At 44.4% G+C, this 26,781-nt stretch carries 20 protein-coding genes; 18 read left to right on the top strand and 2 right to left on the bottom strand.

All coding sequences use genetic code 11. The features are described 5' to 3' along the window. Positions 1-24: 24 nt before the first annotated feature. Complete coding sequence (locus tag AB5Z12_RS00770) at positions 25-2,538, bottom strand: HD domain-containing phosphohydrolase (RefSeq protein WP_368366360.1); 2,514 nt, start codon at positions 2,536-2,538, stop codon at positions 25-27. A gap of 277 nt (positions 2,539-2,815) precedes the next feature. On the opposite strand from AB5Z12_RS00770, the gene AB5Z12_RS00765 reads away from it, so the two are divergent. From AB5Z12_RS00765 to AB5Z12_RS00730, 8 genes are all read left to right on the top strand, one after another. Then, a complete protein-coding gene (locus AB5Z12_RS00765; protein WP_173717998.1) occupies positions 2,816-3,331 on the top strand; it encodes a cysteine hydrolase family protein in 516 nt (171 codons plus the stop codon). Positions 3,332-3,612: 281 nt separating this feature from the next. Continuing rightward, positions 3,613-4,299 carry a response regulator transcription factor gene (locus AB5Z12_RS00760; RefSeq protein ID WP_148461343.1) on the top strand — a complete coding sequence of 229 codons (687 nt, stop codon included), beginning with the start codon at positions 3,613-3,615 and terminating at the stop codon, positions 4,297-4,299. Beyond that, the gene (locus tag AB5Z12_RS00755) at positions 4,289-5,575 is read left to right on the top strand and encodes a cell wall metabolism sensor histidine kinase WalK (protein ID WP_173770569.1); all 1,287 of its coding nucleotides are present in this window, start codon (positions 4,289-4,291) and stop codon (positions 5,573-5,575) included. The genes AB5Z12_RS00760 and AB5Z12_RS00755 overlap by 11 nt, the downstream gene beginning before the upstream one ends. A gap of 110 nt (positions 5,576-5,685) precedes the next feature. Beyond that, the gene (locus AB5Z12_RS00750) at positions 5,686-7,647 is read left to right on the top strand and encodes an aryl-sulfate sulfotransferase (protein ID WP_368368528.1); all 1,962 of its coding nucleotides are present in this window, start codon (positions 5,686-5,688) and stop codon (positions 7,645-7,647) included. A 250-nt stretch (positions 7,648-7,897) separates the two neighbouring features. Continuing rightward, the gene (locus AB5Z12_RS00745; RefSeq protein ID WP_173717186.1) at positions 7,898-8,686 is read left to right on the top strand and encodes a DUF4352 domain-containing protein; all 789 of its coding nucleotides are present in this window, start codon (positions 7,898-7,900) and stop codon (positions 8,684-8,686) included. Positions 8,687-8,796: 110 nt separating this feature from the next. Then, complete coding sequence (locus AB5Z12_RS00740) at positions 8,797-10,893, top strand: aryl-sulfate sulfotransferase (protein ID WP_195391815.1); 2,097 nt, start codon at positions 8,797-8,799, stop codon at positions 10,891-10,893. A 105-nt stretch (positions 10,894-10,998) separates the two neighbouring features. After that, entirely contained in the window at positions 10,999-13,074 is a 2,076-nt protein-coding gene (locus AB5Z12_RS00735; protein WP_226815172.1) for an aryl-sulfate sulfotransferase, read from the top strand. 64 nt (positions 13,075-13,138) lie between these two features. Then, complete coding sequence (locus tag AB5Z12_RS00730) at positions 13,139-13,243, top strand: DUF6783 domain-containing protein (protein WP_368072594.1); 105 nt, start codon at positions 13,139-13,141, stop codon at positions 13,241-13,243. A 14-nt stretch (positions 13,244-13,257) separates the two neighbouring features. Here the strand turns inward: AB5Z12_RS00730 and AB5Z12_RS00725 are convergent, their stop codons facing one another. Further along, on the bottom strand, positions 13,258-14,163 hold the full coding sequence (locus AB5Z12_RS00725; RefSeq protein WP_118577895.1) for an AraC family transcriptional regulator: 906 nt from the start codon (positions 14,161-14,163) through the stop codon (positions 13,258-13,260). 354 nt (positions 14,164-14,517) lie between these two features. Here AB5Z12_RS00725 and AB5Z12_RS00720 point away from each other — a divergent pair, with 354 nt between their 5' ends. From AB5Z12_RS00720 to AB5Z12_RS00675, 10 genes are all read left to right on the top strand, one after another. Then, positions 14,518-15,441, top strand: coding sequence for a dihydrodipicolinate synthase family protein (locus tag AB5Z12_RS00720; protein WP_118577896.1), 924 nt, complete (start codon positions 14,518-14,520; stop codon positions 15,439-15,441). A 203-nt stretch (positions 15,442-15,644) separates the two neighbouring features. Next, the gene (locus AB5Z12_RS00715; RefSeq protein ID WP_173717183.1) at positions 15,645-16,694 is read left to right on the top strand and encodes a sialic acid TRAP transporter substrate-binding protein SiaP; all 1,050 of its coding nucleotides are present in this window, start codon (positions 15,645-15,647) and stop codon (positions 16,692-16,694) included. A gap of 234 nt (positions 16,695-16,928) precedes the next feature. Then, the gene (locus AB5Z12_RS00710) at positions 16,929-17,423 is read left to right on the top strand and encodes a TRAP transporter small permease (RefSeq protein ID WP_173735351.1); all 495 of its coding nucleotides are present in this window, start codon (positions 16,929-16,931) and stop codon (positions 17,421-17,423) included. Then, on the top strand, positions 17,420-18,706 hold the full coding sequence (locus AB5Z12_RS00705) for a TRAP transporter large permease (protein ID WP_148461351.1): 1,287 nt from the start codon (positions 17,420-17,422) through the stop codon (positions 18,704-18,706). The genes AB5Z12_RS00710 and AB5Z12_RS00705 overlap by 4 nt, the downstream gene beginning before the upstream one ends. Before the next feature lie 357 nt (positions 18,707-19,063). After that, entirely contained in the window at positions 19,064-22,669 is a 3,606-nt protein-coding gene (locus tag AB5Z12_RS00700; protein WP_368356789.1) for a glycosyl hydrolase, read from the top strand. A gap of 21 nt (positions 22,670-22,690) precedes the next feature. After that, the gene (locus AB5Z12_RS00695; RefSeq protein ID WP_148461352.1) at positions 22,691-23,149 is read left to right on the top strand and encodes a YhcH/YjgK/YiaL family protein; all 459 of its coding nucleotides are present in this window, start codon (positions 22,691-22,693) and stop codon (positions 23,147-23,149) included. 74 nt (positions 23,150-23,223) lie between these two features. Next, positions 23,224-23,310, top strand: a complete 87-nt coding sequence (locus tag AB5Z12_RS00690) for a DUF6783 domain-containing protein (protein WP_368356822.1) — start codon at positions 23,224-23,226, stop codon at positions 23,308-23,310. Next, complete coding sequence (locus AB5Z12_RS00685) at positions 23,307-23,858, top strand: ECF-type riboflavin transporter substrate-binding protein (RefSeq protein WP_148461353.1); 552 nt, start codon at positions 23,307-23,309, stop codon at positions 23,856-23,858. Before AB5Z12_RS00690 ends, AB5Z12_RS00685 begins: the two co-directional genes overlap by 4 nt. A gap of 290 nt (positions 23,859-24,148) precedes the next feature. Next, positions 24,149-25,873 carry an ABC transporter ATP-binding protein gene (locus AB5Z12_RS00680; protein ID WP_173716768.1) on the top strand — a complete coding sequence of 575 codons (1,725 nt, stop codon included), beginning with the start codon at positions 24,149-24,151 and terminating at the stop codon, positions 25,871-25,873. Next, positions 25,863-26,693 (top strand): energy-coupling factor transporter transmembrane protein EcfT, encoded by an 831-nt coding sequence (locus AB5Z12_RS00675; protein ID WP_148461355.1) that lies wholly within the window; start codon positions 25,863-25,865, stop codon positions 26,691-26,693. The genes AB5Z12_RS00680 and AB5Z12_RS00675 overlap by 11 nt, the downstream gene beginning before the upstream one ends. The last annotated feature ends 88 nt before the right edge of the window (positions 26,694-26,781 follow it).

Below are 26,781 nucleotides of genomic sequence, written 5' to 3'. Positions count from 1 at the left end.
AGATTTAATCATATACACCCCTGCCTATATTTTAACACAATGAAAGGAACCTGCGAACAGATTCCTTTCCATTTTTTCCTTAAGTTTATGATGTTGTGCATAGCTGCCACTTTTGCGAAGCGCGTCTGCCACCTGCTGAAGATCCCTGGCAGTACCTGGTGAATCGGAAGAGGAATGACTGATCTGATGATAAAAGGAAAAGTGATTTTTACCATTTTGCTTTACATTGTATAATGCCTTATCTGCTTTGGAATAACAGTCTGCAAAGGTATCGCTGGTAGTGCACATATACAAACCGGCAGACAGAGCAGCATCTTTGATTTCAAGATCAGCTTCTGCGATGGAATGGAAGTGGTGGAAAAGCCGTGTCGTTAGTTTCGACACATTTTCAGCACTTATGTCTGGCAGAAACAGAAGAAATTCATCTCCACCAAGACGACAGGCAATACCGTTGGCTGTATAGCGTGAAAGCAGGGTTCCCAGATTCCTTAAGGCGCGGTCACCGGCCATGTGTCCATAAACGTCATTGATTTTTTTCAGATTATCCATATCAAGGAAAATAAGACAGCCGTTATGTTCCTGCATGAATTCTGCAATAAGCCGCTCTCCAAGGCTTCTCATAGGAAGACCGGTCAGGAAATCATAATTCTTTGAATCCTCCTGGTTCTTTATGGTGCTGACTACTTCTGAAATGAATTTGTTAATGGTGTGGTCAGCCTCTGGTGGAGCTGTTATTTCCTGTGTGCGGATATTGTGGAGAACAACACGCTTTTCATCTAATAGCTTTAAAAATACATCTGTAATTTCCGGATCAAACTGTTTCCCGCGGTTCTTACTGATTTCCTCCCGGATCATTTCCGGAGGAAGTGCATTTCGGTAAATTCTGCGGGAATTCATGGCATCATAGCTGTCTGCCATTGCGGTGATGCGTACATGAATGGGAATATCGACACCGGAAAGTCCGTCTGGATATCCATTTCCATCATACCGTTCGTGATGATTTCTGGCCACTTCAACAATATGAGGGACAAAGGTAATGTCCTTCAGTATTTCTGCACCGATGATGGTGTGTTTTTTTATCAGATTATACTCGTCTTCTGTAAGCCTGGAGGGCTTGTTTAAGATCAGATCCGGAATACCAATTTTTCCAATATCGTGAAGGTAAGCGGCATGCTTTAACTGCTGGATTTCCTCTGAAGACCATCCAAGCTCGGCTGCAATAAGTGCGGCATATTCTGCAACCCGGTAGGAATGTCCGCGGGAGTACTCGTCCTTGGCCTCGATAGTGGTGGACAAAGTCTGCATCATTTGCAGAGAAAGGATCTCTGTCTGCTTCTGTTTGCGTTCCAGTTCCTGTTGCTGGCGCTCATTCTCTATACGCTGGATGCTTCGAAGAGTCCGGACAATGTTGACAAACAGCAGAATGAGCATTCCAATGCCGATAAAAAGACCGGACAGGGATGTGACAAAATATACAGAGACGCATTCAGCTGCAACGCAAAGCAAAACGAGCAAATGAGCCAGGAGCAGAAGATGGTCTGAGGCTTTTTTTCTGTGGCGGATGTAGAGGCAGAGATGGATAAACACCATCAGGAATGTACCTATCAGTATGATCTGTCCCAGGGGGAGGGTTTCAATGTAGTCTGCAATATTTGCTATGGCCAGAATAGAGCAGACTGTAAAATCCAGTAGGGAGATTCCGATTACAATATGATAAAGTCTGCGGTGAAGCCCATTCTGTACATTGTCTGCATAAAGCAGAAGGGGAATCGGTCCAAGAAGGATCATAACGAAGCATAAGGAAGCCAGGGCAGATGAGTTTGGAATCAGCAGCTGGCGGATCTTGGACTCACCCAGCATCCAGGTTGCTCCCATTATCATGCACCAGCCAAGATATTCCATGTCAAAGCTTGTGTGGTACACAAAACCAAGGGTAAGGCTGAAAAGAATGGTGGTCAGTCCTGCAAACAGGGTGAAAAATGCGATGTAAGTGGCCTGTCCGTAATGGTTAAAGATCAGCTGCCAGATGTCAGCTTTATCTCCGCAGAAAATCTGGTTCACAACACCGGAATAGTTGGAGGTGTAGGTGGTCAGTTCAATGCGGAGCTCCTTTCCGGCATCTTCATGGGAGGTGGAGCAGAAAATGAAACGGCTGGCGGAATTTTTCCCAATCAGACGGGTTTTACTGGTGCTGTACTGCTCTCTTAAGGTGCCGTCTATGTAGATGTTTATGTCCTGCAAGGAGGAACGAATCGCTATAGATGAGGCATCAAAATCTGCCGGAAGGGTAGATGTGATGACCATGGTTTCGCCTGCGGGAACATCATAGGAACCGGGAACTGTGATTTCTTCAGTGGTGCCGTCAGATTTTTCCCAGGTAAAGGTTCCGGGATAGAGGAGGGACGGAGAGTTTTCGCTGACAGTTCTTTCATCAACACCGAAAAACTGCATGAAAATGAACCATCCAAGAATGGCGAGCATCAGAAAATAGAAAATGTATCTTGGTCCCTGGCGGGCAGGGGATTTCTCCTTGGTCATGGTAATTCTCCTTGTATGTGAGTGGTGTTAAATTTTTGTGGTTGTTAATTGTATTATACTATATGCGAAGAGATTCATCAAAACATTATTATTCATAATGGTTGGAAAATTTATATGGAAGGTATTTTTTAAAATCTTTCACAAATCTGACCGTTTCGGTATACGAAATTCTAATAAAGTGGTATAGTTAATCTAAATAAGCTTTACAAAAATATGTGGCGTTTGGGCTGAGTTGAGAAAAATTGTGTCAGAAAACATATGAAGTACGGGGGAAAATATGGATATTTTAGTTGTGATTGATATGCAGAATGATTTTATTGACGGAGCGCTTGGAACATCGGAGGCGGAAGCGATTGTGCCTAATGTGGTGGACAGAGTGAAGAATTTCAATGGTCTTGTGCTGGCGACCAGGGATACTCACAGCGGGGATTATCTGCAGACCCAGGAGGGCAGAATGCTTCCTGTAGAGCACTGCATCCGCGGCACATACGGCTGGGAGATCCGGGAGGAGATCGCAGAGCTTCTGGAGTCCGGACCCATTGACAAGCCAACCTTTGGCAGCGAAACCCTGGGAAAAGTTCTGAAAGAATTTAATAAATCAGAGACCATTGACAGCATTACACTGGTCGGGCTTTGCACAGATATCTGCGTGATTTCCAACGCTATGCTGCTGAAAGCATTTTTGCCGGAGGTACCGATCATGGTAGATTCTCTTTGCTGCGCCGGAGTGACGCCGGAGAGCCATGAGCGGGCGCTGGAAGCGATGAAAGCCTGCCAGATAGAAGTCCTTTAGGGAGTAATGAGAAAACAGAATCTGGAAGTGGTTGCTTAAGAAAAAATGCCGCAAAGTCACAGGAAATGGTGATTTTGTGGCATTTTCGTTTTTTCTGCGCCGAAAGAAAACTTATTTTCTCATATTTCCATCAAAATCACATGATACTATATTAAAGTAAATTGTGGCTTCTGTCTGATAGGAAACCGCAACGATTTACAGAGCATTGAAGCCTGTTTGAAATACAGAAAGCCTTTTTCAGACACGTTCTAGCGACAGGCTTTAAGAGAGAGGAAAGAGCCGTGAAAAAAATAGAGATTCTTGTTGTAGAGGATGAACCGAAATTAGCACAGACGATTTCTGACTTTCTGAGGATTCAGAACTATGAAGTAGAGACAGCACTGACCGGGAACAAAGCCCTGGAATATTTTTGCCAGAATAAGCAGAAGGTGGATCTGATCCTTCTGGATCTTATGCTGCCGGATATTTCCGGATATACCGTATTGAAAGAGATCAGGAAAATATCGGAGGTTCCGGTTATTATTTTGTCTGCAAGGTCGGCCGTGGCAGATCAGATGAGCGGATTTGAGAAAGGTGCAGACGATTATATCACCAAGCCCTTTACTCTGGCACTTGTGAAAATGCACATTGAGGCGGTGCTGAAGCGTGCCGGGAAGCTGCGGACTATGGTGGAATACAACGATCTGCAGGCAGATGTAAATGCACAGCTTTTATTTTACAAAGAGCAGCATATCCCCACCACCAGGAAGGAATTTGATCTGATGGTTTATTTCATGGAGCATCCGGGAATTGTTCTGCCCAGAGATACCATACTGAATGCGGTGTGGGAATACGATTACACAGGTGATGTGCGGACCATTGACACTCTGGTGAAGCAGCTGCGGAAAAAAATGGGAGAAGGCTGCAATTATATCCGGACTGTTTACGGCGTTGGCTACATCTTCGGGGAGGACATCCATGAAAATTAAAAAAGATTTCTGGAGAAATGGGAAAGCACTGTGGATTCAGATTATTGCTTTTGCACTGGCAGTCATTCTGTATAGTGTGTGCTGTTATCCCATATATACTTCATCAAAGGCCAGAATCATGCGTCAGCTGTATGAAGATATCCATGACATGGATCTTGAGGAACTTAGCGAGGACGACGAAGAAACACTTGGTGATTATCAGAAAGAAAAATTTGAGACTGTAATTGCGAATGAAAATTATGAGCAGATTTATACGTCCAGATCATCTCTGAAGACCACGCATGCCCGTAAGTACATAGAAAACAAAATTGCCCAGTACACAGAAGAAGGAACTCTGGAACAGCGTCGCATGGAATCCCGGCATATTCTGATGTTTCGTGGGAAGATTATACAGGATGGACATACATTCTATGTATACCTGCGGAAAGATGTTCAGTCAGTTCTGGAAGTGATTGAGGGAACCAGATTATATCTGGCGGTTGTTTTGCTTCTGATGGTGGGATTAAGCTATTTCCTAGAAAAAATGAGTAAAGCAAGTACCGAGAAAAAAGCAAAGCAGTCTGACTATCAGCTTCTGGAAAGCCAGAGAGAATTTGTGGCGAATATTTCCCATGAATTAAAAACACCTCTTGCAGTAGTGTCCAGCCAGGTGGAAATGCTGGAAATCGCAGGAGATAAGATTGATCGTTCCTACTATTATTCTTCCATTCACGAGGAGCTGGACAAAATGTCCAGAATGGTAGGAGAACTCCTTGATTTTTCCATGTTGGACAATCAGATGAGTTCTATGGAAATGAGCCGTGTAAATGTATCAGAAATGATAGAATATCTGCTTCTTCGATATGATGCTATGTTCCGCAAAAACGAGATCAAAGTGGAACAGGAAATCGAAAAGAACTGTTTCGCATACGGAAACCGCATGTATCTGGAAAGAGCAGTAAACAATTATCTGATGAATGCGTTTCAGCACACAGAGCAGGGAAAGCGGATCCGGATCACTCTGAAGAAAGAGAAAAAGCAGATACGCATGGAAGTCTACAATGATGGAGAGCGGATTAAAGAAGAGCAGATGGAGCATATCTGGGACAGCTTTTACACAACCTCCCAGAAGAAGAAACCGGTCACATCTGAGAATGAAGTACGTAACATCGGTCTTGGACTTTTTGTGGTCCGAAAGATCGTGAATAAACATAAAGGAAGCTGCGGAGTCCAAAATATGGAGAACGGAGTACTGTTCTGGCTTCAGCTTCCAGAAATCAGGGATTTGGGAAAATGAGAAAGTGGAATAAGAAAACAAAAATTACAGTATTAGTTATATTTTTAATTTTACTGGCGTTATTTGCCGCTCTATGCTGGAAAAAGCGCCGTGGAATCTATAATACATATATGAAGCTTACTGGTCAGGAGATTCCGTATTCTGTCCAGGAAAAAAGAATGAAAAAATATGGATATTATGATCAGGAATTGAATGCTTCCATGAATCTGGAAAATCCGGTTTACATAACTGAGAAGGACGATTCTGCAAATGAGATCGAAACAGATATTCCAAAAGAAACCACACGTATAGCATCCTCTTATGAAATCGACCAGCAGCTGCAGGCCGAGCTGGAGAATGGATACAGCTGGGAGGAGCCTATGGTGATCCAGAATCCTTATCAGGTTTCTCCATTGACAGCGGTGATTATTTTCGACACAAAAGAAGAGTGTGCGGTGCGTTTTACGGTCAAGGGAAAAACGGAAGCCGCAGATATCAGTGGAGAAGTGGAAGCTGCTGTTTCACACAGAATCCCGGTGATCGGTCTTTACCCGGCAATGGAAAACACGGTTGTTCTGGAGCTTCTGGATAAATCAGGCAAGGTTACAGATTCCCAGGAAATCACTATTACAACGGATGAACTTCCGGATAAACTGGATGATGCTGTGAAACCGGTGAAAACAAGCGGTGAATCTGCATTTGAACTGACTATGGTATATGGACAGCGGACAACCTTCCCATTTGCTTATGACTGTATGGGAGATATCCGTTGGTACATGAGCGGAGAATTTACTTCTGGAATTTACATGCTGTCAAATAACAGGATGATAGTTGCTTCCAATGAAGCCTTCATGCCATCCCAGGACAAACCGCAGACAACCAATCTCTATGAGATGGATTATCTGGGACGCGCCTACACCATGTACTATGTGGCGGGTGGAAACCACCATGAAGTGATCGAAAAAGAGCCGGACGGAAATCTTCTTGTCCTGACCAGTTCTCTGGAAGGTCACATTGAGGACAAAATCCAGGAAATTGACAGACAGACCGGAGAAGTTGTAAATGAACTGATAATGGAAGATATTTTTGGAGGGAAATATGAGGACCGAGTTGACTGGACCCATTTAAACACTGTGTCTTATCAGCCGGAGACAGATACCATTGTGATCAGTCCGCGAAATCTGGAATCTGTAGTCAAATTGAACTGGACGACAAAGGAAATCCAGTGGATACTCTGCGATCCGAGATTCTGGGAAGGCACAGAATATGAGAAATATGTGCTTCAGCCGGAAGGGGATTTTGTTTATCAGTTCCAGCAGCATACTGCCTACCAGCTGGAAACAGATCTGGATGGAGATGACCAGACGGTAGAAGTCAGTATGTTTGATAATCATTATGTAAAAGTACGAAAGTCTGACGTGTTGAAATACTTTGATGGTGAAAAAGAATCTTATCTGTTGGTTTATGCTGTAAATGAAGCAGAAAAGACAGTAAAACAGATTAAAAAGATTCCTACTGTATGGTCTACCATCACTTCTTCTGCTATTTACGATGCTGACAGTAATCATATTTTTGGTATGTGCGGTCATGTGAAGGATTCTGAAGATAAAAGAAGAGGAATGACCTATGAGTTTGACTATGATACAGAAGAGCTGATCAATCAGTTCAGCATCAAAAGCTATTATTACCGCGCATCAGAGATGAAAATTGACTGGAATGATCTGGCAGCAGCCATGGAAATAAAAGACAACTATATTATGGGAGAATTATATCAGCCTGTAAAAGCGACCTGGTTCTTCTGGCAGAAGAAGCCGGAACAGGTACTGGATGACGGCGAGATTACATTGCATCTTACCGGACAGGTGCTTTATGCAGGCGCTTATGATCACCAGATTTCCCAGATTATTTTTCATGGAAAGAAAAATACTTATGTGTATGACACTACAGACATCCGTCTTCATACGAAATCTTACCTGCAGTTCTATGAGAACATTCCGGTACCGCTGCAGGGAATGGAAGCGGATGATTATGAGATTTATGTTGTATATCAGAACGAATTTTATGATTTGGAACAAAATATAAAAATTAAGTGATTTAATGCTGCTGTTCACTGGTAACATTCTGCGAAGCGTGTTGCTGTGAATGGTGGAAACAGTAAAACTTTAAATTTTTACAGGCAATATTAAGAAAGTGTTTCTGTTTTATTGCGGAACTATGCTATAATAGTTGATAACACGACCAGAGCGTGTTTGAAAAATGATTCCGGCACATTTGGCAGAATATTTATTTCAAACATGCTCCAGGTAAATGAAGTTATACCAGAAAAATAAAGGGAGTAAAAAAATGAAGAAAAAAGTTTTATTACAGGTAATGGGAGCCGTTCTGGTGGCTGGTTTAATGGCTGGTTGTGGTGGCACAAATGATACAAAGACGGAAGAGAATACCAAGACAGAAGCTGCCGCAGACAATGCTGATGCCAAGGAAGAGCCTGACAGCACGGAAGCAGAAGATACAAGTGAAGATTCTGCAAGTACTGATTCCGCTGAAGAAGACAGTGCAGAGGCAGATGACACAGCTGCAGAAGCAGAGAGTACAGGTGAGGATTCTGCAAGTAGTGATTCAACAGAAGCAGACAGTGCAGAGGTGGCCGACAGCAAGGAGACAGAAGCAGCAGGAAGTTCTGCTGGTACAGCAGCCCAGACTGCAAACAGTGATGCATACGGCGAGGTTGTTTCTGCAGCAGGATGGAATATTACAGTAGAAGATGTGGAGATCAATTCCTCTCTTGAGAATGTAAGCGTAGAACTTGGCTATACAGGTGTGGAGACAAGCGACTACAAGAAAGAAGCTGACGCAGGCAAGACTTTCTGTATGATTAAGCTGAAGATCGAGAAAGACGGCAGCAAGGAGACTTTGGACTGGGCGAATCTGAAGCTGACTGACAGTGAAGGAAATGAATATAGCAGAATGGATGATGAATTCATTTCAGAGCTTGGTATGACACGTATGGCAGGAACCACTTTGAATTTCGGTTCCAACGAGGGCTGGATCGCATTTGAGATTGACGAGAATGCAGAAGGTCTGGAGCTTAGCTATCCATTTGAGGCAGAGGAATATCACTGCGCATTATAAGGATGATAAAAAATGCAGACAATCCGTCAGCTGCCATGACGGTGGTATGAAAATGCGGATTTTGTATTAGATCGTGTTTGAGAAATCATAAAATTGTACAGGAGGCTGGCATGAAGAATAAAAGATATCGGGAACTGGCTGCAATACTTGTAATGATGACAATGACAGTGGGTTCTATTACTACAGTTGCAGCAGAAACAGAAATTACAGCAGAGGAAGAAACTACAGCAGAGACAGAAACAGATGAGCCGGAAACAGAAACTGTCGAGGATGCAGAGAATGCAGATTCCGAGGCAGCAGAAACAGCAGATACCCAGTCCCAGGCGACAGCCCTGGAAGTAACAGACCGGTTTGCACAGCAGACTGCTGTTGACGAAGCGCTCCTTCAAGAGGCGTCAAACGGCTACAGTCTTGATGAGGCCCTGATTGTAGTCAATCCATATGGAATGTCCCCTTTAAGTGCAGTTGCCGTTTTTTCCACAGAGAAAGCCTGCGGCGGAACTGTTACTGTGAAAGGGAAATCCGCAGAGAACGATGTGACGGGGACTTTTGAGGAGGCAACGGAGCATATCGTCCCGATTTATGGTCTTTACAACAATGATACCACAGAGGTTGTAATCACTCTGGATGATGGGACTTCTGCTACCTTTGAAGTAACCACAGAAGATATAGGTGTTGATTACGGTACAATCCAGACAGAGATGAAAAGCGAGGCAAGTTACGATTATTCGAACCTGACTTTTGTCTGCTCCACTATGGGAACCCTGTATGGAGTAGATGCGGCCGGAGATATCAGATTCTTTACCAATATTGGCGGAACTCTCGGAGTTCACCAGCTGGAGAACGGGCATCTTCTCATGCCTGCATCCTATGTGCTGAAGAGCAGCTATTATAAAGAAGGAATGATCGAAGTCGACCTTCTGGGAAAAATTTACCGTGAATACATGATTCCTGGTGGCCAGCATCACGATTTCGTGGAGCTTCCGGATGGCAATCTCCTGGTGGCTTCTGACAGCCCGGACTTAAGCACAGTTGAGGACTACGTGGTAGAAATTGACCGTGAGACCGGTGCTGTTGTATGGGAGCTTGACATGAAAGATCTCATCAGCCAGGAAGATGGACAGTCTGCTTCTATGGATTCAGACGGAAGTGAGGAAGCTGACTGGTTCCATAATAATGGTCTTGCCTATGATGCAGAGAATGATCTGGTTCTTCTTTCTGCAAGACACAAAGATGCCATTGTAGCAGTAAATAAAGAGGACAAATCCCTGGCATGGATCCTTGGAGATCCTACAGGCTGGGATGGTGTGGATCAGTCTTACTTCTTTACTCCGGAGGGAGAAGATTTCGAATGGTTCTATGCACAGCATAATGTTTCCATTCTGGATAATGGAGATATTGCTCTTTTTGACAATGGTACTGCCAAGGTAAAACGTGTGGATGGCGATAACCGTGTAAGTGGTGATAACGTATATTCCCGTGCGGTTGTTTATCAGATTGATACAGAGAACATGACCGTTTCCCAGGTAACTGAGTATGGTAAAGAGCGAGGCGCCGACTGGTATTCGGACTGGATTTCCGGTGTGGTTTCCCTGGATGGAACACAGGATCATCTGTGGATCACAGCTGGCTCCCACCTGCATAGCGATGAAGAAAACCGCAGTGATTATTATCCGAAAGATATGTTTGTACAGGGACTGACCAAGACCACACATATCGATCAGGTAGATAATGGAGAGCTGAGCTTTGAACTGACGATCTCCGGTGACACTTATAATGCGCTGACCTATCGTTCTTTCCGCATGCCCCTTTATACAGAAGGAAAATATGATCCATCCGCAGTTCCGGAGGTGCTTGGTTCTCTTGGAGAGACAAGTTATGAGGAAAGCAGCATTGATGTGAGTACTACAGAGGCTTTGCCAGATGGCTGGAATTTCCTGCTGGATGGAAGCAAGATCAGTGTGAACGGAAGCTTCCAGACCCAGACCGCAGCAGCAGATCTGCTGGCTGGAAAGATGATCCTGATAAGCGGTGAGTCCCAGAGAGCTTATCTGCTGACACAGACTCCTTCTGAAGGAGATGACGGAACAAATGTTACAGTTAAGGGCTGGACGGCAGTTGACGGGCTGGAAGGTCAGGAATGGGATATTTACCTGGAACTGGACGGTGTTCTTTATAATACGGGATATATGTACAGTCAGGCATAAGTATATAATTTGTCAAAATGGGTTCAAGAGCCTTGAACCCATTTTGACGTTACAGGCTTTGCAGCCTGTACGGACATAACGACAAAAATTTGAGGAGCTTACAGTATGAAAAAATGGAGCAAAAAGAAAAAAATCACCATTCTGCTTCTGTTTCTGGTGCTGCTTGCATTGTTTGCAGGCCTTTGCTGGAAAAAGCGGCGGGGAATTTATAATACTTACATGAAACTTACTAATCAGGAAATTCCCTATTCTGTAAAAGAAAAACGGAAGAAAAAATATGGCTATTACGGTCAAAAGCTGAATGTTACCATGGATGTGGATGACACGATTTCCATTCAGGAAAACGATGATTCCGCGAATGATATCCAGACAGAAATCCCTCAGACGAAAACATTGGTGGCAACCTCCTATGAGATTGACCAACAGCTGCAGGCAGAGCAGGAAAATGGATATACATGGGATGATCCCATGGTTATTCTCAATCCATATCAGATTTCCCCATTAACTGCAGTAGTACTTTTTGACACAGAAGAAGAGTATGGAGTGCGCTTTACTGTGAAAGGAAAAACTGCAGCAGCAGACATCAGCGGAGAGATAGATGCGGCCAGTTCACACAGAGTGCCCATTATCGGTCTTTATCCGGGAGAGGATAATACAGTAGTACTGGAACTTCTGGATGATTCCGGCAGAGTGAAGGATTCCCAGGAGATCACCATTACAACAGAAGCTTTGCCAGAGTCTCTTACGGATGTGATCGAACCTGTGGAGACCAGTGGAGAATCTGCATATGATCTGACCATGGTTTACGGACAGCGCACTCATCTTCCTTTTGCATATGACTGCATGGGAGATATTCGCTGGTATATGAACAAAGAGACTGGAAATTATGGCCTTTACATGCTTTCCAACTGCAGAATGATCTGGCAGGATACTGCCGGATATGTTCCGAACCTGGAGAAGCCTCAGTCTACCAATCTTTATGAGCTGGATTATCTGGGAAGAGCTTACAACATGTATTATCTTTCCGGGGGAAGTCATCATGAGGTAATTGAGAAGGAGCCAGGCGGAAATCTTCTGGTGCTTACAAGCTCCATGCAGAGCCATTGTGAAGATAAAGTTGAGGAAATCGACCGGCAGACAGGTGCGGTGGTAAATGAACTGAAACTTCAAGATATTATTAAATGCAAATACGAGAATCTGGTTGACTGGGCTCATATTAATACGGTTTCCTATCAGCCGGAGACAGATACTATTCTGCTCAGTGTCCGCAATCTGGAATCTGTGATCAAGGTAAACTGGACAACCAAGGAAATCCAGTGGATTCTTTGCGATCCAAGATTCTGGGAAGGCACAGACTATGAAAAATATGTGCTGAAAGCAGATGGTGATTTCATTTATCAGTTCCAGCAGCATACAGCATATCAGATTGATACAGATCTGGATGGCGATGACCAGACTATAGAAATCACCATGTTTGATAACCATTTCCTGTGGAGAAGGAAGAAAGATATCGACTATTATGACAAGACAGAGGAATCCTACCTGCTGGTATATTCTGTAAATGAAGCAGAAGGTACTGTGAAGCAGATTAAGAAGATTCCTACGGTATGGTCCAAGATCACATCCGCAGCGATTTATGAGGCTGACAGCAATCATTTCTTCGGAATGTGCGGTCATGTGGCAAATGCAGAAAACGGCTGGAAGGGAATGACCTACGAGTTTGACTACGATACAGAGAAGGTCCTGAATCAGTACTGTCTTAAGAAAACCTTTTACCGTGCAGAGGAAATGCGGATTGATTACAACGATCTTGCAAGTCCTATGGAGCTGGATGAGAATTATATCAAAGGAGAATTGTGGCAGCCGGTGAAGACCTGGAAATGGCTGTGGAACAAGAAACCGGATCAGGTGCTTCCGGCAGATACCCTGACATATAACATCACTGGAAAAGTGCTCTATATAGGGACCTATGATCATCAGATTTCCCAGATCATTTTTAAAGGGGCGAAGAATACCTATGTTTATGATACAACAGAGGTTCGTCTGCATATGGAAACATTTCTGGATTTCTATGAAAATATCCCGGTGCCGCTTCAGGGAATGAATGCAGATAATTATGAAATCTACGTCATGTATCAGGACGGATTTTATGATACACAGCAGACCTTTGCAATCAATTAAACAGGTGATATTGCAAAGCCAGAATAGTAAGGGTATTGAGCCCGGATTCAGCTGCCGCAGCTGAATCCGGGAAAAATATACAGCAAAGCAGGGCGCGCAGATTGCGGGAATGATTTTCAAACACGCTCTGGACGCGGAAAAAAATGCTGCAAAATCATTTTTGCAATGATTTTGCAGCATTTTCTATGACTGGGAAAAACTTTTGCGGTATGCCGCCGGGCTGTAGCTCAGAGTCTTTTTGAAAACAGAGCAGAAGTAATTGCTGGAAGAAAAGCCCAGCTGGTAAGCAATATCTGTAATGGAATCATCTGTAGTCTTCAGAAGCATCTGTGCCCGATCCATTTTCTGGAGGGTAATGTATTCAGCAGGAGTAATTCCCAGTTCTTCTTTAAATTTGGCTTTAAAACGGGATAGAGAATAGTTGGATGCCTGGGCAAGCTCCTGAAGTGTAATGGGGTTTTCAATATTCTGTTCAATGTATTTCAGCGCATGTCCGATGTCACTGTTCAGCTGTTCATTGATCTCTTCCTGGGCTGGAACTGCAGTCAGGTAGTTCAGGCTGGCAAGTACACAGGTCAGATACTGGACACCGGCAATGGAGTCGCCTTCTGTTCCGTAAGAAATCAGGTTAAAAGCAGTGCGCAGCATGGAAATCTGGGAACTGCCTACATGGTACAGGTGCTGATCCATATTCAGAAGCCGATGGCACAAAATATTGCTGTAATGCTGGTTCAGACCAAGGAAATTATCGTGCTCCTTCAGATCCAGCTGCATTGCAAAAAATTCGCAGCGGTTCTGGGCAATATGTCCTGTAGTATGAAGCTCATAAGGTCTGGTGATAAAAAGGTTATTTCCGGTAGCACAGTAGCTGGTGCGGACGCCGCCTTTCATAACGTAAGTCTTGCGCTGGCCTTTCACCATGAAATGAAGCTCGATGATATCAGAGTGATAATGCAGAGGAACCGGAACGCCAGGTGCCATAGGTGTAAAATGAGAAAGATTTCTAAGCCCCGGGATCTTATGTTTATCTGCTGTTAATATTTTTTTATGTTCGTTCCATATGTAATCGTCAAATATTTCCTGTTCCATTCAAGTCGCCTCTTCTTATGTCCGTGAATTATTGTGTTGCAGTCTGTTTTACTACTGTTCACTGGTAACGTTCCGCGAAGTGTGTTACTGTGAACGAAGTGAACCGTAACTCTGTTTTGTTTACCGCACTATGTTTTGCTGGTTTGTATTCTTTTTCGTACAAAGTTATAAAATAGTACTAAATATTTTGCTGAAAGCAATTTTAAATTATTTATATTATACTATAGTCACAGTTGAAAAGCAATTGCGCGGTTGCAGTGGATAGTAAATGTTGTTGTTCATTCCGTTCATAAAAACACATCGCGGAACGTTACCGGTGAACAGCAACAAGTAAACATCAAGAGGGAGAAGAGCATGAAAAAAACAATTGCAGGCGGCGTATGGCCGGTTATGATCACACCTTTTACAGAGGACAACAGGATCGACTATGATGCAGTCCTTCGAATCATTGAGTGGTATGACAAGAACGGTGTTGACGGAATCTTCGCAGTATGTCAGTCCAGTGAAATGTTTGAGCTGAGCCCACAGGAGAGAGTGGAGCTTGCAAAATTTATTATCAATAATACACCAAAGCACATGGGAGTAATTGCTTCCGGACATTGCGCTGAGAAGGTAGAGGATCAGATCCGCGAAGCTCAGACTGTAATCGATGCCGGTGTAGATGCATATGTTTTCATTTCCAATCAGTTTGCAAAAGAGAACGAGAGCGAAGATGTAGCTAAGAAAAATATTGAATATCTTCTGGATCACATTGATGGAGATATGTTCGGGGTTTATGAGTGCCCGGCACCATACAAGAGACTTCTTTCACCAGAGCTTCTCAAATGGTGTGCAGAGACTGAGAAATTTGCATTCCTGAAAGACACCTGCTGTGATCTTGATCAGCTGGAAGCAAAATGCAAAGCAGTTGAAGGCACTGGATTAAAGATCTTTAATGCAAATGCAGCAACACTTCTTCGCAGCATGGAAATGGGATGTGCAGGATACTCAGGAGTTATGGCAAACTTCCATCCGGATCTTTATGTATGGCTTTGCAAGAACTATAAAGAGCAGCCGGAGAAAGCACAGGAGCTTATGAACTTCCTTGGCGCTGCTTCCATGGTTGAGTGCCAGGTATATCCGGTAAACAGCAAATACCATATGAATCTGGTAGGTGTGCCGATGACACTTCAGTCAAGAAGACAGGATTATAAGCTTCTTACAGGAAGCAAGAAATTAGAGATCGAAGAGTTCTGTGCGATCACAGAGACCTTCCGCAAGAGCTTTTTTGGAAAGTAATCAGAGATAACTGCCGGAACGGTGGGGACTGTGAGGCAGATGCGAAAGGTATTGAAAGGGCCGGGGATAAAGGTTACTTCTTGTCGGAAGGGCAGGAAGGCCGGCTGAAAGGTATTTCTTAAGATTTGTAATTGGGGTTACAAATATACGTGAAAAAAGGGAAACAAAAACACATAGTGTGTAAAAACCAGGAGGATGAGAGAATGAAAAAAAGATTAATGGCAGCAGTATTATCAACAGCTATGGCAGCAACAATGCTGTTAACAGGAAGCATCAGTGTACAGGCAGCAGATGCTGCAGCAGCAAATGACCCGGCAGTAGAACTGATCTTTACATCAGTATCTGTAAGCGGTGACTCCCATACAGAGGCTATGTATGAGTTTGCAGATAAAGTAGAGGAATTATCCGGTGGTTCCGTAACATGTAAATGCTACGACAACGGTTCTCTGTTCTCTTCCGAGAACGAGTTCGATGCTCTTCTTAACGGAGATGCAGATCTGGCATATATTTCCTTCCCGACAATTGCAACACAGATTCCGTCCTACAGCATGTTTGCTTCCGGATATCTGTTCAGCTCTTATGAGCATATGACAAGCGTTCTCAACGGTGACATCGGACTTAACAAGATCCGTCCACAGATTGAAGAGACACTGAACATCAAACCTCTTTCCAGCTTCTATCTTGGAAGCCGTGTAATCAACACAAGAGAGAAAGAGATCAACAGCTATGATGATATGAACGGATTACTTCTCCGTATGCCGAACTCCGAAGCATGGCTGTTCCTTGGTGAGGCACTTGGTGCAAACCCGACACCACTTTCCTTTAGTGAGCTGTATACTGCACTTCAGACTGGCGCTGTAGACGCACAGGATAACCCGCTTCCAAGTATCGAGAGTGCAAAATTCTATGAAGTAACAAAATACATCGCAATCACAAACCACGTTGTTGACTCCATCATGCCATGTATCAACGGTGACACATGGAACAGCATGACAGAGGCTCAGCAGGAAGCTGTTACTGAGGCTATGGAATATGCAAGAGATGTAAACGATACAGCAAGACTTGACAGAGAAGCTGAACTGATCAAATTCTTTGAGGAGAAGGGACTTACTGTTACATATCCTGACATCAACGAGTTTAAAGAAAAAGTTCAGGCTAAGTACATGGAAAACGAAGATATGATCAAAGACTGGGATATGGATCTTTACAACGAAATCCAGGCTATGGCTGATACAACAACCGCAGAAGAGTAAACCGAATTGTCGTGACAACAGGCAAGACATAGTGATTAGCTATGAATTGACAGCAAAACTTGAGACATCTGTCTGACTTATAACAAAGAAAAGTCCCAGGCTGTGTGTACGGCCTGGGCTTTTTAATAAAGAACAAGTTTTGGGTCTGTCTGCACAGGTGATACATTTTGCAGTAGTGGCTGAAAATGGGAACAAACCGATGGCAGAAAAGTGAATCTGAGAGGAGAGGAAACTGTGGATAATTTCAAAAAGATCGGGAAAAAGATCGTCGATTTCCTTGGCGTTTTTATCCCAAACATTACGTTTTTGGTAATTTTCCTTACCTTTATGGTAACAATCGTATCCAGATATTTTTTCAAAACCCCTGTAACATGGAGTTATGAGGTATCTGTTCTGGGTTACATGTGGACCATGTTCTTCGGCGTTGGTAAGGCAATGGAGGCTGATGAACACGTAGTATTTGGTCTGGTTTACGATGCTGTAAAACCTCGTACCCAGTTTATTTTTAAAGTAGTTTATAATACATTTCTTTTAATCCTGCTGGTAATCTGCTTTGTACCGTGTTTCCAGTCCATGGTTGGAAAGAAAATGGTGACAGGAGTTCTGAAGCTTCCATATACAGTTGTTTTTGCACCATTTATGTATATGCTGGCTGAGATCATTGTCAGAACCTGTATCAATATCAGAAATGCATTTAAAGAATACAAGGAAGGAGGAAAAGAATCATGAGTATGCCGATTATTATGTTGTTCGTGGTTATGGCTATCTGCTTTATAATCCGTATGCCTGTTTCTTTCTCCATGCTTGCAGCTTCTATTACATATTTTCTGCTTGCAGCTCCGGACAAACTGGGCCAGGTATTTACCGTTATCACTGGTAACATGTTTGCGAACTATACCATGCTTGCAGCGCCGCTGTTTATTTTCATGGCAAACGTGCTGAATGAAGGTGAGGTAACAGACAAGCTGTTCTCTTTCTGTAATGGTCTTCTTGGAAGATTAAAAGGTGGTACAGCACAGGTTAACGTATTTATTTCCCTTATTTTCTCTGGCATGACTGGTTCTGCTATCGCAGATGCTTCCGGCATTGGTCTGATGGAGATCGACCAGATGAAAAAAGAGGGCTACGATGCAGAGTTCAGCTGTGCCATCACAGCCGCTTCTGCAACGGTAGGACCGATTTTCCCACCAAGTATTCCGATGGTTATTTACGCTATGTTATCTGGCGCTTCCATTGGTAAGCTGTTCATGGGCGGTATGGTTCCTGGCGTTTTACTTGCCATTCTTCTTATGATCTACGTTGCGTTTATTTCTCATAAGAGAAATTATCCGGCTGGTGTGGTCATGAGCAAGAGAGAGTTCCTGAAGGCTACACTGCAGGCTCTTCCGGCGCTGTTTACAGTTGTAATCCTTCTTGGTGGAATTTATTCCGGTATCTGTACTCCTACAGAGGCTGGTGCTGTTGCTTCTGCATACGCACTGATCATCTCAGCACTGATTTACAAAACACTGGGATGGAAAAAGCTTTGGGGTATCATCAAGAAATCCGCTGCCAACACAGCTACACTGGCTCTTCTTTGCGGAACTTCCATGCTGTTCTCTTACATCATCTCTCTGGAGCAGGTTCCGAGAGTTGTTGCAAGCCTGGTTATGGGAATCACAGATAACAAGTACATTTTCCTGTTTATCGTAAACATCGTATTCCTGCTTCTTGGCTGTGTACTTGATGTAAGTACGATCCAGCTGGTATTTGTACCAATGGTTCTTCCACTGGTACAGGCTATGGGCATTGACCTTGTTCATTTCGGCGTTGTGATCTGCCTGAACATGATGATCGGTCTTTCCACACCGCCATTTGGTATGCTGTTGTTTATTGTTTCGGGACTTGGAAAAACGAAGATCAAGGGTGTCATACGGGAGATTTTGCCGATGGTGCTTATTATGATCGGGCTGTTGTTCCTGGTTACTTATGTACCGGATATTATTATGTTTATACCTAACAACTTCATGTAAAATATGAACTTGGGTAGTATGAAAGGGACTGTTTTGCAGTCCCTTTTGTTGTATCATTGGCTGCACGGACGCATTTTCGCAGCTGATATTCCACGCGGGGCGGTGCAACACTGCGGCGAGCTAACTGCTAACTACGACTAAATCGTTCAGGAGAGCCTTCACGATTAAGTCTTCGTAAGCAGTGGATCTCGCCTCCGTTAAGGGCGCACCTGGAAATGCCCAGCTTAGGAATATCAGTTGCGAAAACGCTGTGTATTGGTAACGAATGGATACAATAAAAGCGACGGTGCTGATGATGATGGAATAGGGAATTTAGAACAATAATGTAATGTGGGACTATAAGAGGAGGACATAAGGATGGGCACATTGGATAAGGTAAAGGGATTGGTTGAGAATCCGCCGAAGGAGTATCGGAGTGCTCCTTTCTGGGGATGGAATGACAGGCTTCAGAAGGAGAATCTGGGAGAGCAGATAGAGGGATTTAAGAAGGCGGGGATGGGGGGATTTTTTATTCATTCCCGTGAAGGGCTGGAGACGGAGTATCTTTCCACAGAGTGGATGGAGGATGTGAAGTTTTGTGTGGATAAAGCCCGGGAAAATGATCTGGAGCTGTGGATATATGATGAGGATAAATGGCCGTCGGGGGCTGCGGGAGGTATGGTCAGCAAGGTAAATCCAGCGGAGTTTACGGCCAGGGCGCTGACGATGGAGTGCGGGAAAGCAGGAGAGCTGGCGGTGCCGGCGAAGCTAAGTACCGAGGAAGAAAGGATAGTTACTGAGGACTCGGATTCGTTAATGTGCGGCGGGAATCGAAGCGTGGACGAAAATTCCATGTCCGGTAGGAACGGCGGTGAAGGTTTGGCAGTGGAAGAAACTATGGAGACAGAGTTTCTTCAAGGTATTTATGTGATTCAGACAGAAGCGGACGGCAGATTTATTAAGAGGATGAAAGAATATCCGACTTATGAGGAAGCTGCTGGAGCTTGCGGTGTTGATGAAGAGATTCTGCTTCTGCGCCAGGAGATTTCTGGTAAGAGTGAGTGGTACAACGGCTTGATGCCGCCAGATAATCTGAATCCGGAGAGCGTGAAGACATTTTTGAAGTTGACCCATGAGCATTATGAGGAAGTGTTTGGCGGAAGTTTTCCAAAAGAGGTGAAAGGATTTTTCACAGATGAACCAAACTGCTGTGATTTCTTCAGCGTTTTCCATGAAGGCAGACCGTGGATTCCGTGGAGTATTGGATTTACAGAGTATTTTATTGAAAAGAGAGGATATGATCCGCAGGAGAAGCTGCCTTATCTGTTTTTTGATGGGGAAGGGGCGGAGAAGATCCGTCATGATTATTGGAAGACGGTGGCACAGCGTTTCGAAGAAAGTTATATGAAACAGGTTTATGAGTGGTGTGATAAACGGGGACTTCGTACTACGGGACATATTTTATATGAGAACGACCTGGGCTATCAGACTCGTGTGTGCGGTGCGGCGATGCCTCAGCTTCGTTATCTGCATAATCCTGGAATTGATCTTCTTGGCGCACAGACGGATGAGTATCTGACTGTGAAACAGTGTGCAAGCGTGGCACATCAGTATGAACGTTCCATGACCATCAGTGAGGCTTACGGCTGCACTGGCTGGGAGCTGGATTTTTCTACTCAGAAATGGCTGGGAGACTGGCAGTTCGCGCTTGGAATTACGAGACGTTGTCAGCATCTTGCCCTGTATTCCATTACTGGCTGCAGGAAGAGGGACTATCCGCCGGTTTTCAACTATCAGAATACCTGGTGGGATGACAATGATAAGATGGAGAATTATTTTGGTCGTCTGGCGCTGTGTCTTTCTCAGGGTGAGCCGGTGCGGAAGGTGCTGATGATCCATCCGATTTCCAGCATCTGGACCGAGTGCCGCAGTGACCGGGCGGAGGATTTCAATCATCTGGAAATGAATATGGGATGGCTGGATGAGCATATTACTTCTTTAAATCGAAAAGGTGAGTATTATAACCGGATCGCAAAAGCGCTGACTGCAGGGCATGTGGATTTTGATTTTGGAGATGAGATCCTGTTGGAGCAGGACGGCAAGGTTGAGGATGGAATGTTTGTGGCAGGAAAGTGCAGCTATCAGGTGGTTGTGGTTCCGGGAGTGAGCAATCTGTTTGCAAACACGGTGAAGCTGTTGAAGGAATTTCTTGCAGCTGGTGGAATGGTGATCTGGCTGAAGCCGTATCCGGTGATGATTGAAGGAGAACGGATTGGTAGTAAGCAGATCTGCGTTGCTAAGAGATGGGATAAAAAAATAGACAGTGAAGATGTAAATGAAGAGAAATCTGACCGCAGGAAAGTGTGTGGAAAATATGGTGATATCCGGGATGTTTTAGATGAGGAAGCATTTGTTCATACGGTTGAGCATGAATGGGAGCTGACGGAAGCTGTGGCGAAATGCACCGGAAAAGATTTTACTGTGCGAAATGCCAGCGGCGCAGAGGATGGTGAGATTCTTTCCATGCTGAGAAAGACAGAAGATGGACATATTCTTTTCCTGACAAATCACGATCGGAACAATGCACATCAGGTTTACATAAAACTTGACTGCGGGAACGCTGTGGAAGAGCTTGACCCGCTGACCGGAGAAGTTTGTGAGGTGGAAACTGTTGCGGATGGAGAGGGCGTTTGCTTTACCAGGACATTCGAGACGGGGATGAGCCGAATTTATTTTGTGAAGAAAATAATAGGGGCTGGACAGATTATTAAAGAGATAAATAGTGTTGAAGACAAATGTGGAATTGAGGAAGATACTACCGTTGTGGACTTGGCGGCTGTTTCTGATGGCGTAAATGCGGTGCATGAAATGACAGTGAGCAAAGCTGCCACATTCCCATACAGACATCCGCATTACACAGATCCCGTATTAGCTACATTCGGTCCGGACGCGAAATTAAGAAGAACTATGGAGAATGTGCTGACGATAGATAAATGTACTTATGAGCTGGGGACTGCTTCAGCAAATAAAATTTGTGACGGAAATGCTATGGTGGAAGATAAAGATCTTGACGCAATTGTAGAGCTGGTATCAGAATTCAGACATGGCAGCGGACTGTCAGAAGCAGGAAGCGTCTGTGAGTCCGCAGAGATGGAAATCTGGCAGGCGCAGAAGGAAATTCGTGAGAAATTGCGCATGCAGCAGGTTTACTATAACGGTGCACCTCAGCGATATACCTGGGTGGATCAGCCACATCCGGCAGATGGAACACCATTTACCATGCATTTCCGGTTTAATGTTGCAGAAGACATTTCCAGTGAATGCAGTTTTGTAATTGAGAAGCCTTATGGTCTGGAAGTTTACTTCGATGGCGTGAAATGTGCGCAGACCGGCAAATGGTTTATTGACAAAGACATGCGTTGCTTCGGACTTCCTGCTTTGAGTAAGGGGGTGCATCGGATTACCATAAAAGGCAGTTACGACCAAAAGCGGGAACTGGAAGATGTATTCGTAATTGGAAATTTCGCCGTAGATATGTCTGGCAATATTTCCAGGGAAAAAGAAATTCTGCATACTGGTGATTGGAGCATGCAAGGTTATGTAAACTATCCTGGCGGTATGATTTACCAGTACAAGGTGCCACAGTTGATTTCCGATAAGCAGGTTCTTCTTCATTTGGGTGAGTGGAGAGGTACCCTTCTGAAAGTCAGAGTAAATGGTAAGGAAGCTGGTTTTCATTTCGAAAAGAAGAACTGTGTCACAGATGTAACTGGTCTTTTCGAAAAAGAAGAGAATACTCTGGAAATTGAAGTTTCAGGAAGTCCAAGAAACATGTTCGGCCCATTCCACCAGTCCTACACCGGCTGCAGCCGAATCAGCTGGGCTGATTTCCGCACCGAGGGAATGTTCCATACGGATGGGAAGGTGCTGAAGCCTTATGGTATGATGGGGCAGAGTTATATTTGTGAGTATGAAGAGCAGTAAAAAATAACAGGAGGATTTATCATGATTGCAGATTACGCAGACAAACTGAATACATATGAGGAATTTAAAGATTACGCTGACATGGTTCAGCAGTTTATCAAAAAACAGAAAGAGGAGAACCTTCCAGAAGGCAGATACGACCTAAAAAACGGCATTTTTGCCTTGGTTCAGAAATATACCACCAAGCCACTGGAAGGTGCACAGATGGAATCCCATAAGAAATACTGTGACCTTCAGTACATTGTAGAAGGCACTGAGAAAATTTACTGGGCATCTCTTCGCAAGCTTACCGTAGAGGATGACCGCACCCCGGAAGCTGACATTATTTTCTATAAAAGTGGTCCGGAGCAGGGATACACTCTTCTGGAGGCTGGCATGTTTGGTTTCTACGCTCCTGAAGACGGTCATATGCCCTGCATCGCCGTAACAGAAGCCCAGCCCGCAACGAAAATTGTGTTTAAGATTCCGGTGAAAGGCTGAAATAATGTGGATTCAGATTGACAAGCTCTTAATAAAGCGTATACTATAGCGTGTTAGAGCCTGCTTGAAAAAACATTCCCGCAAATTGTGACGCACATCTTGCAGAAAGCCTTTATCAAACACGCTCTAGTAAGACACATAGTAGGAGGAAAGAGCTATGAAAAACAACAATAGTATCAAAACCGTAGTTGCCATCGGTATCGGTGCAGCACTGTTCTTTGTGCTGGGACGCTTTGTGGCGATCCCTAGTCCGGTTCCGAACACAAACATCAGTCTTCAGTACGCAGTACTTGGACTTCTTGCAGCAATGTATGGCCCGGTTGCAGGCGGACTCATTGGTTTCATCGGGCATACACTGATCGACCTGTCCTGGGGTGGAAGCCCATGGTGGAGCTGGGTTATCACATCTGCATTTGTAGGTGTTGTGATCGGTCTGTTCGCCAAGAAGCTTCAGGTTCAGGAAGGCGATTTCGGAAAAGGCAAAGTTGCCGTTTTCACAGTTGCAAACGTGATCGCACATGTTGTAGGATGGGTAGTTGTTGCACCTGTACTTGACATTGTAATCTATGCTGAACCGGCAAACAAAGTATTTGCACAGGGTGCATTCGCCGCTGTTTCAAACACCATCACAGGTGTTGTAGTCGGCGGTCTTCTGATCCTGGCTTATACAAAAACAATTGCAAAGAAAGGCTCCCTGGATCAGGAATAAGTTGAAAGGGAAATTTGTAAAAGACCTTGCTATGGGGAAACTTGTGGCAGGGTCTTTTTTGATGCATAATTTTATTGGATCCAAAAAGTAAATTTCGCAAGATTTATGCAAAATAAGATAAACTTTGGTAAGAAATTTTATTGTGGATTTAAGAAATTCGTGTTATCCTTTTGAGATGGTGTAAGGTGTACACTTATAGAGATGCAAATTGTTAAGTGGTTCTGAAGCAGTCACATTGTTTACAAATTGACGATGGATTCGCTTCAGGATATTTGATTTTGAGGTACTATATGACAGAGAAAAAATCTCCTATTATTTCTTTCAAAAACTTTTCTTTCCAGTACCGGGCACAGAAAAAGCCTACGCTGAAGGAAATTAATCTGGACATTTATCCTGGCGAGCGGGTGTTGATCGCAGGTCCTTCCGGCTGTGGAAAAAGTACTCTGGCAGGCTGCATCAATGGCCTGAATCCTTTTTCCAATCCAGGAGAATGCAGCGGGGAACTTATTGTGGATGGTGTGGATGCGCCGAAGAGCAGCATTTTTCAGCTCTCTGCACATGTGGGCACAGTGCTGCAGGATCCGGATGGTCAGTTTATCGGGCTGACGGTTGGCGAGGATATTGCCTTTGCATTGGAAAACAGCTGCATGCCGCAGGATGAAATGCATGAGATCACCCGTCACGCGGCAGAGCTGGTCGGAATTCAGGATCATCTGGATTACGCGCCCCACGAGCTTTCCGGAGGGCAGAAGCAGCGCGTCAGCCTGGCGGGGGTAATGGTGGATCAGGTGAAAATCCTGTTGTTCGACGAGCCATTGGCCAATCTGGATCCGGCTACAGGTAAGCAGACTATTGAGCTGATCGACGAGATTCAGGAAAAAACAGATACTACGGTGGTGATCATTGAGCACCGTCTGGAGGATGTTTTGTGGCGAGATGTGGACCGTATTGTTCTTATGGGCGATGGAAAAATTCTGGCAGATCTTCACCCGGATGAGCTTTTGTCCACCAGACTTCTGGAAGAAAACGGAATCCGAGAGCCTCTTTATCTTACTGCACTGCGTTATGCAGGTGTGGAACTTGCTCCTGCGAAGAAACCGGCACATGTTGATTCTGTTGTGATAGATAAGGCAGACCGGAAGAAAATGACAGACTGGTTCTGGTCCCGCCCGGCAGCAGAGGCTGAGAAAGAACATGAGCCGCTGCTTGAAGTTAGAAATCTTACCTTTGGTTATGAGAGAGGCAGGCAGACCTTACGTGATGTTTCTCTTACAATCCAAAAGGGTGAAATGGTCAGCATTGTAGGGAAAAACGGTGCCGGGAAATCTACTTTTTCCAAACTGGTCTGCGGCTTTGAGACACCAGATTCCGGTGAAATTCTTTTCCAGGGAAGGAATCTTCTGCAGGAAAATATCCGCCACAGAGCCAAACATATTGGCTATGTGATGCAGAATCCCAATCAGATGATTTCCAAGACTATGATTTTTGATGAGGTGGCACTGAGCCTTCGCAATATGGGAAAAAGCGAGGAAGAGATTCGGGAAAAAGTGGAGGAAACTTTGAAAGTCTGCGGACTTTTCCCATTTCGGAACTGGCCGGTATCGGCGCTTAGCTTCGGGCAGAAGAAGCGTGTGACCATTGCCAGTGTGCTGGTGCAGGATCCGGAACTGATCATTCTGGATGAGCCGACTGCGGGACAGGATTTTCGCCATTATACAGAGATTATGGAGTTCCTTCGTGGGCTGAATGAAAAAGGGGTAACAGTTGTGATGATTACCCATGATATGCATTTGATGCTGGAATATACGCCTCGGGCACTGGTTTTTGCAGATGGCAGGCTGATCGCGGATAGAAGCGCGGCAGCAGTTCTTTGTGATCCACAGCTGATCCGTCAGGCGGCACTGAAGGAGACCAGTCTTTTTACCTTGGCGAACCAGCTGGGAATCAGTCCGGCGGAAGAGTTTGTGCAGCGTTTTATTGAGGAGGACAGGGAGGTGCGAAGCCATGGCCGCTAAGACAGTGTTGAATTATCTGCCAAGGGAAAGTGTGATACACAAGCTGACAGGTACCACCAAACTGGCGTTTTTCCTGCTTTTTACTTTTGCAAGTATGATCACTTATAATACGTGGGTACTGCTTGGGCTGTTTGCGGTGAGCCTGGCGGCGTTTAAACTGAGTAAGATTAAGTTCCGCGAAGTGCGGTTTATGATGATTTTTATGCTGGTATTTCTGGTGTTGAATAATCTGTTTATTTTCCTGTTTGATCCTAACCAGGGAACGACGCTGTATGGCACCAGACATGTGCTTTGCCACCTGTTCTGGCGGTATGATCTGACTGCAGAGCAGCTGTTTTATATGGTGAATATTTCTCTGAAATATTTTGTTGCGCTGCCGGTTGCAATCTTGTTTATTTCTGCAACGAACCCAAGTGAGTTTGCTGCTAGCCTGAACAGTATTGGAATTTCCTATAAAGTGGGTTATTCTGTGGCGATTGCGCTTCGATACATTCCAGACATTCAGCGTGACTACCATAGCATCAGCCAGGCTCAGCAGGCAAGGGGCGTAGAACTTGGAAAAAACGAGCACTTTTTTGCCCGGCTGAAGAATTCGGTGAATATTCTTCTGCCGCTGATCCTGACCAGCCTGAATCGGATTGATACTATTTCTAATGCAATGGAGTTGCGTGGGTTCGGAAAGGATAAGAAGAGAACGTGGTATATGAAGAGACCTTTTGAGAAAAGGGACTTCGTGGCAATTGGAGTTGGCGTGCTGCTGCTGGCAGTAAGCCTGACGGTGACGATACGGTGGGGGAGATTTTATAATCCGTTTGTGTGAGGGAATTGAATAATATGAAAGATATGAGATGGCTGTGCGAGGGGGCTCGCATGGCTATTTCTTTTAAAGTAAATTAAGGAGTGTACAT

It is taken from the genome of Ruminococcus sp. RTP21358st1_G6_RTP21358_211008 (assembly GCF_040908885.1).
In the GTDB taxonomy this organism is placed as follows: Bacteria; Bacillota; Clostridia; order Lachnospirales; family Lachnospiraceae; genus Blautia_A; species Blautia_A faecis.
This window is presented reverse-complemented; position numbering and strand designations above follow the sequence as displayed.

Excerpts from the sequence above, each read along its gene's own strand:
- AB5Z12_RS00770 (WP_368366360.1), bottom strand. The coding sequence starts at position 2,538 with ATGACCAAGGAGAAATCCCCTGCCCGCCAGGGACCAAGATACATTTTC.
- AB5Z12_RS00765 (WP_173717998.1), top strand. The coding sequence starts at position 2,816 with ATGGATATTTTAGTTGTGATTGATATGCAGAATGATTTTATTGACGGA.
- AB5Z12_RS00755 (WP_173770569.1), top strand. The coding sequence starts at position 4,289 with ATGAAAATTAAAAAAGATTTCTGGAGAAATGGGAAAGCACTGTGGATT.
- AB5Z12_RS00750 (WP_368368528.1), top strand. The coding sequence starts at position 5,686 with ATGAAGCTTACTGGTCAGGAGATTCCGTATTCTGTCCAGGAAAAAAGA.
- AB5Z12_RS00745 (WP_173717186.1), top strand. The coding sequence starts at position 7,898 with ATGAAGAAAAAAGTTTTATTACAGGTAATGGGAGCCGTTCTGGTGGCT.
- AB5Z12_RS00740 (WP_195391815.1), top strand. The coding sequence starts at position 8,797 with ATGAAGAATAAAAGATATCGGGAACTGGCTGCAATACTTGTAATGATG.
- AB5Z12_RS00735 (WP_226815172.1), top strand. The coding sequence starts at position 10,999 with ATGAAAAAATGGAGCAAAAAGAAAAAAATCACCATTCTGCTTCTGTTT.
- AB5Z12_RS00725 (WP_118577895.1), bottom strand. The coding sequence starts at position 14,163 with ATGGAACAGGAAATATTTGACGATTACATATGGAACGAACATAAAAAA.
- AB5Z12_RS00720 (WP_118577896.1), top strand. The coding sequence starts at position 14,518 with ATGAAAAAAACAATTGCAGGCGGCGTATGGCCGGTTATGATCACACCT.
- AB5Z12_RS00715 (WP_173717183.1), top strand. The coding sequence starts at position 15,645 with ATGAAAAAAAGATTAATGGCAGCAGTATTATCAACAGCTATGGCAGCA.
- AB5Z12_RS00705 (WP_148461351.1), top strand. The coding sequence starts at position 17,420 with ATGAGTATGCCGATTATTATGTTGTTCGTGGTTATGGCTATCTGCTTT.
- AB5Z12_RS00700 (WP_368356789.1), top strand. The coding sequence starts at position 19,064 with ATGGGCACATTGGATAAGGTAAAGGGATTGGTTGAGAATCCGCCGAAG.
- AB5Z12_RS00695 (WP_148461352.1), top strand. The coding sequence starts at position 22,691 with ATGATTGCAGATTACGCAGACAAACTGAATACATATGAGGAATTTAAA.
- AB5Z12_RS00685 (WP_148461353.1), top strand. The coding sequence starts at position 23,307 with ATGAAAAACAACAATAGTATCAAAACCGTAGTTGCCATCGGTATCGGT.
- AB5Z12_RS00680 (WP_173716768.1), top strand. The coding sequence starts at position 24,149 with ATGACAGAGAAAAAATCTCCTATTATTTCTTTCAAAAACTTTTCTTTC.
- AB5Z12_RS00675 (WP_148461355.1), top strand. The coding sequence starts at position 25,863 with ATGGCCGCTAAGACAGTGTTGAATTATCTGCCAAGGGAAAGTGTGATA.